We start from the raw sequence: 13,429 nt of genomic DNA, 5'->3' as shown, positions 1-13,429 counted from the left end.
GGCGGCGCCCAACCTTCACGGATGATGCCCCATGACCGGTTGCTGCACGCGCCAGACCACGCGTAATTCAGCAGGACCAGCCCTCATTCGTGGGCTGCTTCTGCTTGTCTTGTGCCTGCCCGGCCTGGCAGTCAGCGACCAGCCAAGCATCGGCAAAGGCCAACCCACCCTGCAGGTCATCGATTTCCAGCTGCGCTGGAAGCACCAGTTCCAGTTCGCCGGCTACTACGCCGCCGTGGCCCAGGGTTATTACCGCGAGGAAGGCCTCGAGGTGCGCCTGCACGAAGGTGCACCGGGGCGTACTCCGGTGGATGAAGTACTGGCCGGCCGCGCGCAGTACGCCGAGTCCAACAGCGAACTGCTCTACGAGCGCCTCAAGGGCAAGCCCCTGGTGGCCCTGGCGGTGATTTTCCAGCACTCGCCTTCGGTGCTGCTGGCGCGTGCCGATGCCGGCATCGAAAACGCCCACGACCTGATCGGCAAGAACGTGATGCTGATGAACGCGCAGACCGATGCCGACTTCCAGGCCATGTTCCGCCGCGAAGGCATCGACCCGACGCTGATCCAGCTGCAGCCGAGCAGCTACGACATCGAGGACCTGGTCTCCGGCAAGGTCGCCGCGTTCAACTCCTACCTGACCAATGAGCCGTACCACCTGCAGCAGCGCGGCATCGATTACCGGGTGATCTCGCCCAACACCTACGGTATCGACTTCTACAGCGACATCCTGTTCACCAGCGAAGCGGAGCTGCGCGACAACCCCGAACGGGTCGAAGCCTTCCGCCGCGCCACCCTGCGCGGCTGGCGTTACGCCATGGACAACCCCGAGGAGATCATCGACCTGCTGCTTGGCCAGTATCAGGTGAAGAAATCCCGCGCCCACCTGCAGTTCGAGGCCGATGCCATGCGTGGCCTGATCCTCCCCGACCTGATCGAGATCGGCCACATGAACCCGGGCCGCTGGCAGCGCATGGCCGAGGCCTTTCACGAACTGGGCATGGTCAGCGACACCCGCGGCCTGGAAGGCTTTATCTACGATCCCAATCCACAATCACAGATCGAGCGCCTGCAGAAGATCATCGTCCTGATCAGTATCGGCGCCGGCCTGATCCTGCTCATCACCCTGGCGCTACTGGCCAGCCAGCGCCGGCTGAGGCGCGAGATCCAGCGCCGCCAGGTGGCAGAAGAAGAAGTGCGCAACCTGGCCTTCCACGACAGCCTCACCGGCCTGCCCAACCGCAACAGCTTCATCCCCTACGCCAAGCAGAAGCTGCTGAGCGCCAAACGCAACGGCGAGTGCCTGGCGCTGTGCTACATCGACCTCAATCAGTTCAAGCAGGTCAACGATGCCCATGGTCACCAGGCCGGCGATGCCATCCTGATCCACACGGCCAGGGCCATCAGCGCCCATATCCGCGAAGCCGACATGGCGGCGCGCATGGGCGGCGACGAGTTCGTCATCCTGCTCGATGGGGTGCATAACGATGCCGACATCCAGCAGCTGACCGCGCAGATCTGCCGGGCCATCGCCCTGCCGCTGCACTGGGCCGGCCTCCAGCTACAGGTCAGCGCCAGCCTGGGCGTGGCCCTGTACCCGCGCGATGGCGAAGAGCTGGACGAGCTGGTGTCCAAAGCCGACAGCGCCATGTTCATGCAGAAGGCGGCCATGCTGGTGCTGCGTTAAACATCCGCCACGCTCTTTCAGGCATTCACACTGATGGCGAACCAGAGGACAGGTAAGCCACCTGCGACCGCTCACCCATAGCCTGACGTTTAGCGCGGCGCGATATGCGCCACCATCAACTGCACGCTCTCGCGGCCCTGGTACTCGTTGACGTCGAGCTTGTAGGCCAGTTCGACCCAGCGCACGTTGGGATTGGGCCAGACCTCGCGGTCGATATTGAAGGCGATGCCGTCCAGGGTCTGCCCACCGCATTCGGTCTTCAGCACCAGCTTGAGGTGCTTGTCGCCGACCAGGCGCTGCTGGACGATCTGGAACACGCCATGGAACAGCGGCTCGGGGAAGTGCTGGCCCCAGGGCCCGGCATGGCGCAGGGCCTTGGCCAGCTCCAGGTGGAACTCCTCGACACCGAGCTGACCGTCCGACAGCAGGCGCCCGGTCAAGTCGTCTTCCGTCAGTTGACGGCGCACTTCGGCATCGAAGGCGGCGGCGAAAGCGCCGTAATGTTCCTGCGGCAACGACAGGCCGGCGGCCATGGCATGCCCGCCGAACTTGCTGATCAGCCCCGGATGCTTGGCCGCCACCGCGTCCAGCGCATCGCGGATATGCAGACCCGGCACCGAACGCGCCGACCCTTTGAGCACACCGTCACCGGCATCGGCGAAGGCGATGGCCGGGCGGTGGTAACGTTCTTTCAGGCGCGAGGCAAGGATGCCGATCACCCCCTGGTGCCAGTCCGGCTCGAACAGGCACAGGCCGAACGGCATATCGGCCAGCGGCAGGTCCTTAAGCTGGGCCAGGGCCTCGCGCTGCATGCCCTGCTCGATGGACTTGCGGTCCTTGTTCAACTCGTCGAGCTGCTGAGCCATGTCGCGGGCCAGGCCCTCGTCGTCGCACAGCAGGCATTCGATGCCCAGGCTCATGTCATCCAGGCGCCCCGCCGCGTTCAGGCGCGGACCGAGGATGAAGCCGAGGTCGGTGGAAGTGATACGCCCATGCTGCCGCCCCGCCACTTCCAGCACCGCACGCAAGCCCGGACGCGCACGCCCGGCACGAATCCGCGCCAGGCCCTGATGCACAAGGATGCGGTTGTTGGCGTCCAGCGGCACCACGTCGGCCACGCTGCCCAGGGCGACCAGGTCGAGCAGTTCGCCCAGGTTGGGTTCGGCCACGCCACTGCTGGCGAACCAGCCGATTTCGCGGAGTTTGGCACGCAGGGCCAGCAGCACATAGAACATCACCCCGACCCCGGCCAGCGCCTTGCTCGGAAACTCGCAGCCCGGCTGGTTGGGGTTGACGATGGCATCGGCCGCCGGCAATTCCGGGCCAGGCAAATGGTGGTCGGTGACCAGCACAGTCAGCCCGGCCGCCTTGGCCGCGGCCACGCCCTCGACGCTGGAGATGCCGTTGTCCACGGTCAGCAGCAGATCGGGCTGGCGCTGCAGGGCCACGGCGACGATTTCCGGGGTCAGGCCGTAGCCGTATTCGAAGCGATTGGGCACCAGGTAATCGACATGCGCCGCACCGAGCATGCGCAGGCCGAGCACGCCGACCGAGCTGGCGGTAGCGCCGTCGGCATCGAAGTCACCAACGATGAGGATGCGCTGGCGCCGCTCCAGCGCCTGCACCAGCAGCTCGACCGCTGCCTCGATCCCCTTCAGCTGCTGATACGGAATCAGCCGCGCCAGGCCCTTGTCCAGCTCGGCAGCGGACTGCACGCCACGCGCCGCATACAGGCGGGTCAGCAGCGGCGGCAAGTCGCCAAGGTCAGGTAGGTTGGCGGGAAGCGGGCGGGGTTCGATGCGCATGGGGATTCCGGTTGTTCTATGCAAGCTGGCGGCATTACGTAGCCCGGATGCAATCCGGGATCATCACGACGCAGGTGCCCCGGATTGCATCCGGGCTACGTCAGCGGCTGAAATCAGCGTTCGCCGACCAGCCACTCCAGGGGAATCTCGTGCTGGCCGCGCTCGTCGGTGACGAACAGCTCGCCGTCGCTGATCATCACGCTCCAGCTCACCGTGCGCGGCAGATCGCGGGCCAGGTTTTCCAGGGCCTCCTGCTGCACGCCGACCACATTGATGTTCTTCAGGTTGCGCACGTTGTCGAGCACCTTGGTCTGCCACACGCGCAGGTTGCCGTAGGCCACCAGGCTGAACTTCTCGGTACGCCGCGAGCACCAGGTCATGCGCTCGGCATCCGGCTGGCCGACTTCGATCCAGTGCAGCACGCGGTCGTCCAGGCTCTTTTCCCACAGCGCCGGCTCGTCGATATCCGACAGGCCGCGACCGAAAGCCAGCTGCTCGTGGTACCACAGCGCATAGGCGATCAGCCGCACGCACAGGCGCTCCTCGGTTTCCGAGGGGTGCTTGGCCACGGTGAAACGCAGGCTTTCATAGACGCTGCGGTCGATATCGGTGAGGTTCAGGTCGACTTTGTAAGGCGTGGCTTGCAGGGCCATAAGAGCGGTACCGGCTGGGAAGCGAAGGGGCGCAAGTCTAACGCGAAAGCCTTCACAGGTGCGGACCACGCGACCAGGCGAGGTTGGCAAATGGCGCAACCTGCGGTTGCCGAGCGGTGGCGGGCGCCGTATAAGACCGCGCGGCAATAGCCCTCATGGTCGAGAGGCTTACCTAAGGAAGGGAACCCCATGGAAATGTTTGTCACCGTTTTGTTCATCGTCGTCGTAGTCGTTGTGGTCATCACCCTGAGCGGCAGAGACCCAGCCGATCCGCGCCTGGAGGTCCAGGACAGCCCGGCACGCATTACCCTGGACGAAGCCAAACAGATCAATCGCATCGCCTGCCTGCAATACATCCACCCGGAGCTGGCCCGCACGCTGGCCAGCAACCTGCAAGGCGATGCCTGGCAGATCGCCCAGAGCGGCTTGTGCACCACCCTGTTGGACGATGGCCTACAGGACGCTGCGCTGCAGCTGCTGAGCCGATTCGATGCGCACCATCGCGGCGTTGCCCTGCACAACATGCTCAATCACCTGATCGAGGCGGGCGACGAGCGCCAGGCCCTGGAGCTGCTGGCCAAGTCCGGTGACGACCTACCCCAGAAGTCTCTCCTGAAAATTCCGCTGCTACTCAGCGCAGGGCGACTGGATGAGGCGCGGGCCGAACTGGCGGAGCTGGACGAGTGCAAGGGCGGCTCCGATGCCCTGCAGCTGCCGAGACTGGCCAGACAGCAACGCGCGTTCGAGCAGAGGGAGGCAGCAACCCAGACGCTCGACCTGGCCTGGCAGCTGATGCAGGCCGAGGCCGCGACACAGCAATACCTCGGTCTGGAAGACCTGCTCAAAGAACTGGCCGAACTCGGCGAGTACGGAAGGTTGCAGGCTATCGCCGAGCAACTCCCGGCGGAGCAGCGCCCAACGGCCATCGCCGAACTGATCCGGGCCGGCCTGTTCGCGCAGGCACGAGCCCTGCTTCAGGACCTGCCGCAGTACAAGAGCAACGTTCTGTATGAGCAGATGTTCGGCGCCATGCTGGAACGCGCCCAGTTGGTAGAGGCTGACGAACTGCTGGCGACACTGGACGGCACGCTGCACACCACTCTACTGGCCCAGCTGGCGCAATGGCACATCACGCGCGGCACCTTCAACACGGCCGCCGGAGCCCTGCAGGCACAGGCCCGTAGCCTCCAGGAGCGCATCGACCTCTATCTGTCGCTGTGGAAACTGCAGGCCACCGAGCGCCCCGAGCTAGCGGCCACGCTGCTGGACCAGGCCGAGCGCTGGGTATCCGAACTGGCCGCCGACGAACAGGACGAACTGCGCTTCTTCGTGCTCGACGCACGCCTCTCGACACAAAGCCGGCTACCCGAGCGGCAACGCACCAGCTACGAGATTCGCCGGGGGCTGGAGGAAATGGAACGGCTGCTGCCACGCATGGACAGCTACAGCCGAATCGCCAATCTCGGCCTGCTGGCCCGCCTGCTGCAAAAGCTCGGCCGCGACGAAGACGCCATGGCCAGACTGGCGCAGGCCCGCGAACTGCTGCGCCAAAGCGGCCCGCAGGACGAACTGGAAGACTTCGACAAGGCCTTGCTGCTGGAGGACATGGCGAAAACCTACCTGCTGCTGCAACGACTGGACCTGGCCCTGGCCGCCCGCAACGAGATCCCGAAGGAGGCAATGTTCGACGAGCACGAGTGGATAGCAGCCCTGATCGAGCATGGCCACCTGCAACTGGCCATCGAGGGGCTGAGCCTGACCACTCTGCTCGTCCTCGCCCAGCCACTGGCGGCCCTGACCACCAAGATCGCCGAACTGGCCGAGCAGGGTCAGGCACTGCGTAGCCAGTTGCTGGCCAGGTTGAGCGGCGACGCGTTCTGGGAGCCGTCTGGCACCACCGCCTGAAGCCAGGCCCGACTCAGCGGGCGAAGCGCGCCCAGAGCACGTCGAACTCGCGCGCGTAGCGGGTCACCAGCTGCGCATGGTCGATCACCAGCAGGTTTTCCTCGTTGCTGGTGCTGGCGCTGCGGGTCCAGTTGAAGCTGCCGTTGAGCAACAGACGGCGGTCGAACAAGGCGAACTTGTGGTGCATGTGGAAGGGGCTGTCGTCGATGCGCAGCGGCACGCCCTGGGCGAGCAGATGCTGGATGTCGCTGCCCTCGTCGAACTGCTTTTCGTTGTCGCTGATCACCCGCACCGCCACGCCACGGCGGTGGCAGGCGACGATTTCCTCGCTGAGGCGGTCGTCGGAGATGGTGTAGACGCAGATATCCACCGTCTCGCGGGCCTGGCGGCACAGCTCGCGGATCTTGCGCAGGCAGTCCTCGCCAGGACTGAAGTGAGCGCTGGCCACCGCCGCACGCGGCGGCGCGCTGGCAGCGTCGAGGGTCTTGATCACCTGCTCCAGCCACTTCAGCGCCGGCAGGGCATTGGCCGCGTCGCTCAGGGTCAGGTCGCGCACCAGGTCGAAGGCGCGGTTACGCAGGTAGCGCACCTGGTCCGGACCCAGGTCGTTGCCCAGCTGGCGCAGTTCGTCGCGCTCCTCATTGCTCAAACGTAGATCGGCCAGGCTGTCGCGCAACTGCTGATCGAGACGATTGAAATCCACTTAGCCTCCTTGTTGCCTGCGCTGACGCGGCGAATAGCGCCAGGCCGCATAAAGGCCACCGCAGAGCGTGCCGGCCAGGTGGTATTCGAAGGAAACGCCGTGCTGCGGCAACAGACCGAAGACCCAGCCACCGTGCAGGAACAGCACCAGGACCGCCAGCAGCAAGTCCAGCCAGCTGCGACGGAACCAGGCCCGCGCCAGCAGCAACGACCAGAGCCCGAACAGCCAACCGCTGGCGCCGACGTGAATCCCCTCACGGCCCAATAGCCACACCAGCAAGCCGCTGCCGAGCAGGATAAATACGCTGGCTTTGACAAAGTCGCGGCGCGACTCGACCAACGTCAGGGCGCCCAGCACCAGCAGCCCGCTGAGATTACCCAGCAGGTGCAACCAGCCGCCATGCAGCCAGGGCGCGAACAGAATGCCCGGCAGGGACTCGATCCGGCGCGGTATCACCCCCCAACTGTTCAGGCTGTAGTCGCTGACGCTGTTGCCCAATTGCAGCAGCACCATCAGCGCGGCTATGCCGAACAGCAACTGCACCCGCGGGATCAGCCAGGCTGTCACGTTGGCTCGCCGTCGACGTCGCCCAGGCGCTGTTCGTGGCCCAGTTGCTCGCCGAGATCACGCAGTTGGGTGGAGATTTCCTGCATGCGGTTGTGGGTGCGCAGGTCAATATCGATCTTCTTGTCCATGGCGTGGATCAACGGCAGAAAGCTGTTTTGCAGGCTGTCGGCAAGGCTTTCCAGCACCTTCTGCACCGCCGGTTGCGGCGGCGTGATCACCTCCACCTGCGGGCGCAGCTTGCCCAGGTTATCCAACCCGGCGAGCAGTTCTGCCCAAGGAATAGTCGGCGCAGCGGCTTGCTCGCCCGGAGCCAGCTTGGCCAGGCCGCGCACGCCCTCGACCAGATCATTGAGCTGCGCCACCACCCGGCCGCCGACATCCGTATCGCTGCCGCCCATAGCCTTGTTGCGCATAAAGTCGCGCTTGATCTGCGCCCAGCGTTCGACCTGTTCCGGCGTCATATTGCCGCGCAGCTCGGCGAGCTTGAGCAGGTTTTCCTCGGCGCCGGTGGTGAGCAGTTGCGATTCACCCTGGTAGTGATCGGCGATCAGCTGCAGCACCTCGCTATCGTTCATCACCGAGCTGATCTTCTCCGTCATCTTGTTCATGTTGCGGTAACTGCCCTGCAACTTGAACGGCGGTTCGGTGCGGTACTGATCGGCCTGGGCGGCGCTAGCGATGTACTGCTGGTTGACCCGGCCGACCACGTCGCGCACCTGCATCAGGCGCTGCAGGGTGGTGACGATTTCGTTGATCTCGGCGGCGCTGTAGCTGTGGCTCAGTTCGTTACTGGAGAACGGTTTGCCCTCGGCCTTGGCGACGAAACGATAGACATCGGCCATATCGCGGGTGGCCAGCGGCGCCAGCACCGGGTTGGAGGTCAAGCCGTTCTCGATATAGGACAGTGCGAAGGCTTCCTGCATGCCGCCCAGGGTGTCGCCGAGGTTGTAGATGTCGGCGCGGTTGGCCAGCATATCCGGGATCTTGAATACGTCGCCGGACTCGGTATAGGGGTTGCCCGACATGATCACGCAGAACTTGCGCCCACGCATATCGTAGGTACGGGTGCGGCCCGTCCACACGCCCTCGATACGTCGCGTGCCATCACAGAGCGAGATGAATTTCTGCAGGAATTCCGGGTGGGTGTGCTGGATATCGTCGAGATAGAGCATCACGTTGTTGCCCATCTCCAGCGCCAGGTTGAGCTTTTCCAGCTCCTGACGGGAAGTGGCGTCCGGCGCCTGGGCCGGGTCCAGGGAACGCACTTCGTGGCCCAGGGCCGGGCCGTTGATCTTCATAAAGATCAGACCGAGGCGGTGGGCGACGTACTCCATCAAGGTGGTCTTGCCGTAACCCGGCGGCGAGATCAGCATCAGCAGGCCCGAGAGATCCGAGCGGCGGTTCTCCCCGGCGGTGCCCATCTGCTTGGCCAGGTTGTCGCCGATCACGCCCAGATACACGTCGTTGATCAGCTTATTGCGCACAAAGGAGCTAAGTGGCTTGGGCTTGAACTCATTGAGGCGCAGCGCCTCGCGCTCGCGCGCCACCACTTCCTGGCGCAATGCCTGATAGCGCTGCAACCCGGGCAGGAACTGCTCGCGATGCACGCGCAGGCGGGCGAAGAAATCGTCCACTGCAAGCACCAGCTGCCGTTCGCTGATGCGTGGATGCTCGCCCATCAAGTCCTTGGCGGTAAAACGCAGGTCCACCTCGGTGATGCGTTTGGGCAGATCCTCAGCAAGCAGCGTCAGGGCCACGGCCTCGGGCACATAGGCACTGAGCGCGACGAATTCGTCTGCAGCGCAGAGGCCGCGCAACCAGTTTTCCACCAGCGCCCATTGCGCTGCCGGGCGCTCCTGCAGTTGCGTCAGAGTCTGCTGATAAACATCCCACATATGCGCCGTCTGCAGACGCGCTTGCAGACCGGCCAGCAGTTCGCGGGCGTATTTGCTGAAGACGAATTCGATCCGCTCGTCGGCCAGTTCCTGCACCAGGTATTCCGCCGCCTCGGCCAGCGTCGCCTGGGTCAGGCTCATGTCCTGCTCGGCGATATAACCGGCCATGGCCTCGACGATTTCCGCCTGCAGCTGCAGCAGGCTGTCGCGTAGGCCGAACAACTGCTGGATATGTCGGGCGCTGCGCGCGCGCTGCGGCCATTGTTTGGCCTCGTCGCGACGCTGCGCCTGGCCCCAGAAAAAGCTGGCGAAACCACGGGGCAAAGCGCCGTAGCTGAGCAGCCCGGCGCTGTCGCGCAGCGGCAACAATTGGGTAAGGATCAACGCCGCATCGTGGTCGTGGATGCCCTTCTCGTAGCCTTCCTTGTAGCGCGGTGCGGCGAAGTCACGAATGCTCTTGATCAGCGCCTCCGGCTGGGCCAGCTGCTGTTTGAGCAGCTCCAGGCTGGGCCCATCGCGCCCGGCATCGGCCGCCGCCAGCACTTCGCCGGCCAGGTATTCGGCGCGGTACAGCGTGGCGGACTCGGACTCCAGGGCTACCTGCCAGTAATCGCGCAGCGCCTCCAGCTCAGTGTTCTGCAGCGGCTCGAGGAATTCGGTGCCGGTCAGGTGCAGGTAGAGCTGATCGCCACGCGGCATCAGGGTCAGGTCCAGCTCCTGGGTGTTGACGCTGAAGCGGTGGCGCGGGCCGAGCTTGATGACGTTGCCGCCCTCCTCGAACAGCTCACTCTTGTCGCGCAGGCTGCGCACCGCCTGATCGCGAGCAGCCTTGAGGCGCGACTCGACGTCCTCGGCCTTGACGCTGTCCTTCAGCTCACGCAGGCGCTCGGCCAGTTCGCGCAGCTTGAGAATCAACGGATCGGCAGCGAAGAAGGCGTTCAGCTCATCCGGTTGGGTCAGGCGCGCGGTGCGCCGACCGAGGCTTTCCAGAATCCGCCGGGCGGCGTCGAGCAGGCCCTGGGCCTTGCGCTGCCGCTCATCGAGCAGCGCCTGTTTGTGCGCCTCGAAGGTTTCCAGCAGCTCCTCGCGCTTGGCCAGGATGTCGCCGAGGAACTGTTCCTGATCGCCGAACTGGCTCTCCAGCTCTTCCAGCTGCACCAGCAGGCGCGACAGCTGTTCGTCGCAGCGCTCCGGGTCCTGGGCCATGGCCAGGGCGTTGGTGATGCCCTGGCTGAACAGTTTGAACTGGGCGCCGAACTGCGCCACGGTTTCTGCCGAACCCAGGCCCTTGCGCCGCTGTTCGGCGCGGGCCTTGGCCTGGTTGAGGCGCGCGTAGACCTCGGAAATCGACTCGACGATCGCGGTGCGCTGAGTGGCATCGTCGATCGGTAGCGAGGCCATCAGGCTGGACAACATATCCAGGTTGCCGGCCATGGCCTGCAGCGCCACCAGTGGTTCGTTGAGTTGGCTGACGCTCTCGGCCTTCTGCGCCTGGGCGTCGAGCTGGGCCAGCTGCAGCACATAGGGTTCCAGCGCCGCCTTGCTGGCCAAAAACCCCGAGGTGGCAGCCGCGACTTGCTCCTGGGCAGTCAGCAGCTCGGTTTCCATGGCGTCGATGCGCGCCACGTCGATATAGCGGTAATCGCGGATGGTCAGCAGTTGGCCGCGCTGAGCGTTGATGCCGTTGAGTGCGTCGACGAAGTGCTGCACCTCGTCCCAGCTATCGATCAGCAGGCCGGAAAGCAGCGCCTGCTGCCGGGTTTCGGCCTCGGCCATGGCGCGCGCCGATTGCTGGCGAATGCTTTCGACCTTCTCGAACTCGTCGAGCACCAGCTCGCCGGTGGCAGCGATTTCGCGCAGCAGTGGCGCCATGCCCTGGCACTGGGCATCGCCCAGCCAGTGGTAGATGTCGAACAGCCGGCGGGTGTTCTGGCACAGCTGGGTGTAGCGCTGCACCGAGACTTCCGGGGTTTCGATCTCGCGACTGAGGCCCAGCAGGTCGGAGACGCCGCGTACCAGCTCGGCATTGCCGATGCGCCCGAAGAAGCCACTGCGCACCGGTTGGCGGGCGGCGAAGTCGTCGCTGCAGAACGGCGTTTGCCAGATCTGCATCGGGTGGATACGGGTTGGCTCCGAGCCTTCGGCGGCGAAGATCACCATGCGCCCGTCTTCCAGGCGCGCGTAGCCGTGGCCGAAGATCGGGTTGTGCAGCTGGCGATTGATCATGTTGTAGGTGAACAGCGCCGAACGACCTTCTTCCGGGTGGTAGAAGATGTACTGCACGTCCTCGCCATTGGGCGAACGCACCGCGCGCTTGAAGCGCATGCCGGCCATAGGCTGCTCGAAAGCCTTGGACTCGCCGTTCTGCAGGTAGTAGCCACCGGGGAAGATGATGCCGTGGTCTTCCGGCAGTTGCACACAGGCCAGGCCGATGGCGTCGATGCGTTCGACCTTGCGCGTCAGGCTGTTGAACACCAGGTAGCGCCACTGCTCTTCGCGGTACGGCAGGACTTTCAGCAGGATCAGGCTGCCGAGTTTGGCGTACTCGATCTGCGCGTCGTCCAGGGACTGGGTCTTATCCAGCACTTCTTCGCGGTAGATACCCAGGCCGTCTTCGGTGTTGTTCTCGACCTTGACCGTGAGATCGCCGCCGATGGTCTCGACGAAGATGGTGTCGAGGATATTCATATGCGGATGGCGACCGTTGACCACCATCTCGCGAGAAGTCTTTTGCCATTCGAAATCGAACGGCGCCGGCAGCGCTATGTCGCGCTCGCCGCGGTTGTCGATATAGCGAACTTCTTTGCCGTCGACGGAGATCGACCAGCGGAACACCCGGATATCGCTGATCCGCTCGCCGATCTGGAAGCTGGCCAGCAGCTTGCCGTCACGCACCAGCAGTTGCAGCAGGCGGGTGTTCTTGTAATAGGTGTAAAGCTCGTTGAAGTCGTTAACGAAGCTGCTCTGGCCGAGAAAGCTGTCGGCCAGCGCCACGCTCTCGGCTTCATAGCCTTCGTCCTGCTCGCTCAAGCGATACAGGGAAAACACGTCTTCGACGCGGGTTTCCTTTTTCAGGCCGAGGAACACGTTGTAGCCGAACAGCAGATTCTCGCCGACCTGAACGATATCGCGTGCCGTGCAGTTGTTCTCGGTGCGGATGCGTACCCGCCCGACCACCTCCATCTGGCTGCTGCCGAACTCCTGCAAGCGCTGAGCGTTCAGCGCCTCGGTGCTCTGGCGCAGGCGCAGGCCTTGCTCCTGCAAGCGCTTGTGCAGCACCTCGTAGGCACCGCCTTCGGCGACGGCCTTGTCCAATACATCCTGTGGTTGGGCTACGGCTGGAGCATCCGACATCGTGGTCTTCCTGAATCTGCGCTGTCTGCTAGCAAGGTGGGACGAGGCTAGGGGCCGGCTTCAGCTGGCCCCAAAGGCGAAGCTACCCTTGGTTTAGGCACCAATCTTCTGGGCAATTTCGGCAAGTTTTTCGCGCATCGCCTGATCGAGTTCTTCGGGCTTGATCTGCGCGATGATCTTCTTCAGCACGCGAACTTCATTGTCATCAATCACCCCGTCGCGCTCGGCAACACCCAGCAACGCACCCAGTTCCTGCACATCCAGGCGGCCGTCATTGGCGAAGCACTGAATCGAGCGAAACGACATTTCCAGATAATCCCGTGGTTCTGACATAAGGCTTCCTAATGGAGGAGTACAAGTCTGCAACGCTGGCTTGCGCCCGCGTCGACAAAAAGCGACCGCTAGTGGCGCGCCGTTGACGAGAAGCGCTTGAAGAAGTCGCTCAAGGTGGTCGATGCCAAATCGCGAAACTCGCCGGCGTCAAAGAAACTGCCAAAGCAGGTTGGGCAGCGCTCGAACCAGATATGCGGCTGACCAGGGTCGACCATGCGCGTCATCGGGCTATTGGCACATGCCGGGCAATCGATACGATCGTTGGTGTTGTGCATGCGGCCCGACTCGGCGCTGCCTACATCTAACTGCTTGGCGTAGGGCTTGAGGTCTTCGTGTTCGAGCATGTTGAACCACAGCCCTTTGCAGGCGGTGCAGCGATCGATCACGCCATCCTGCGTCGGTACTTTTTCCATAGCGGCCTGGCATTTCGGACAGTGCATGTAATTTCCTTATTTATCGAGGTGGACATAGCGTCACTTGAAAACGCAGCGGCAGCTTGCTGGTTGACGACCCCTAGGAGTCTCCGAGCC

9 protein-coding genes are annotated in these 13,429 nt (G+C 63.9%); 2 read left to right on the top strand and 7 right to left on the bottom strand.

All coding sequences use genetic code 11. The features are described 5' to 3' along the window. The first annotated feature begins 109 nt into the window (after positions 1 to 109). Positions 110 to 1,684 (top strand): GGDEF domain-containing protein, encoded by a 1,575-nt coding sequence (locus LRS11_RS11305; protein WP_260493094.1) that lies wholly within the window; start codon positions 110 to 112, stop codon positions 1,682 to 1,684. An 89-nt stretch (positions 1,685 to 1,773) separates the two neighbouring features. Here LRS11_RS11305 and recJ read toward each other — a convergent pair whose 3' ends face one another. Both recJ and LRS11_RS11295 read right to left on the bottom strand, forming a co-directional pair. Further along, complete coding sequence (gene recJ / locus LRS11_RS11300; protein WP_260493093.1) at positions 1,774 to 3,489, bottom strand: single-stranded-DNA-specific exonuclease RecJ; 1,716 nt, start codon at positions 3,487 to 3,489, stop codon at positions 1,774 to 1,776. A 113-nt stretch (positions 3,490 to 3,602) separates the two neighbouring features. Further along, positions 3,603 to 4,142, bottom strand: a complete 540-nt coding sequence (locus tag LRS11_RS11295) for a YaeQ family protein (protein WP_173204078.1) — start codon at positions 4,140 to 4,142, stop codon at positions 3,603 to 3,605. A gap of 189 nt (positions 4,143 to 4,331) precedes the next feature. Here LRS11_RS11295 and LRS11_RS11290 point away from each other — a divergent pair, with 189 nt between their 5' ends. Then, the gene (locus LRS11_RS11290) at positions 4,332 to 6,047 is read left to right on the top strand and encodes a hypothetical protein (RefSeq protein ID WP_260493092.1); all 1,716 of its coding nucleotides are present in this window, start codon (positions 4,332 to 4,334) and stop codon (positions 6,045 to 6,047) included. A 13-nt stretch (positions 6,048 to 6,060) separates the two neighbouring features. On the opposite strand, the gene LRS11_RS11285 is transcribed toward LRS11_RS11290, so the two are convergent. The 5 genes from LRS11_RS11285 to LRS11_RS11265 all read right to left on the bottom strand — a co-directional run bounded on the left by LRS11_RS11285 (position 6,061) and on the right by LRS11_RS11265 (position 13,339). Beyond that, positions 6,061 to 6,750, bottom strand: coding sequence for a phospholipase D-like domain-containing protein (locus LRS11_RS11285; protein ID WP_260493091.1), 690 nt, complete (start codon positions 6,748 to 6,750; stop codon positions 6,061 to 6,063). Further along, a complete protein-coding gene (locus tag LRS11_RS11280; RefSeq protein ID WP_260496903.1) occupies positions 6,751 to 7,263 on the bottom strand; it encodes a rhomboid family intramembrane serine protease in 513 nt (170 codons plus the stop codon). Positions 7,264 to 7,313: 50 nt separating this feature from the next. Further along, a complete protein-coding gene (locus LRS11_RS11275) occupies positions 7,314 to 12,566 on the bottom strand; it encodes a DNA repair ATPase (RefSeq protein ID WP_260493090.1) in 5,253 nt (1,750 codons plus the stop codon). A 93-nt stretch (positions 12,567 to 12,659) separates the two neighbouring features. Beyond that, positions 12,660 to 12,899: a hypothetical protein gene (locus tag LRS11_RS11270; RefSeq protein ID WP_173204070.1), complete on the bottom strand. Its 240-nt coding sequence runs from the start codon at positions 12,897 to 12,899 to the stop codon at positions 12,660 to 12,662. Positions 12,900 to 12,967: 68 nt separating this feature from the next. Beyond that, a complete protein-coding gene (locus LRS11_RS11265) occupies positions 12,968 to 13,339 on the bottom strand; it encodes a zf-TFIIB domain-containing protein (protein WP_260493089.1) in 372 nt (123 codons plus the stop codon). Positions 13,340 to 13,429: the final 90 nt, after the last annotated feature.

It is taken from the genome of Pseudomonas sp. J452, from assembly GCF_024666525.1.
Classification (GTDB): Bacteria; Pseudomonadota; Gammaproteobacteria; order Pseudomonadales; family Pseudomonadaceae; genus Aquipseudomonas.
The sequence above is the reverse complement of the archived record's forward strand: the minus strand, read 5'-3'. Positions and strand labels throughout refer to the sequence as shown.

Excerpts from the sequence above, each read along its gene's own strand:
- recJ (WP_260493093.1), bottom strand. The coding sequence starts at position 3,489 with ATGCGCATCGAACCCCGCCCGCTTCCCGCCAACCTACCTGACCTTGGC.
- LRS11_RS11295 (WP_173204078.1), bottom strand. The coding sequence starts at position 4,142 with ATGGCCCTGCAAGCCACGCCTTACAAAGTCGACCTGAACCTCACCGAT.
- LRS11_RS11290 (WP_260493092.1), top strand. The coding sequence starts at position 4,332 with ATGGAAATGTTTGTCACCGTTTTGTTCATCGTCGTCGTAGTCGTTGTG.
- LRS11_RS11280 (WP_260496903.1), bottom strand. The coding sequence starts at position 7,263 with ATGGTGCTGCTGCAATTGGGCAACAGCGTCAGCGACTACAGCCTGAAC.
- LRS11_RS11275 (WP_260493090.1), bottom strand. The coding sequence starts at position 12,566 with ATGTCGGATGCTCCAGCCGTAGCCCAACCACAGGATGTATTGGACAAG.
- LRS11_RS11270 (WP_173204070.1), bottom strand. The coding sequence starts at position 12,899 with ATGTCAGAACCACGGGATTATCTGGAAATGTCGTTTCGCTCGATTCAG.
- LRS11_RS11265 (WP_260493089.1), bottom strand. The coding sequence starts at position 13,339 with ATGCACTGTCCGAAATGCCAGGCCGCTATGGAAAAAGTACCGACGCAG.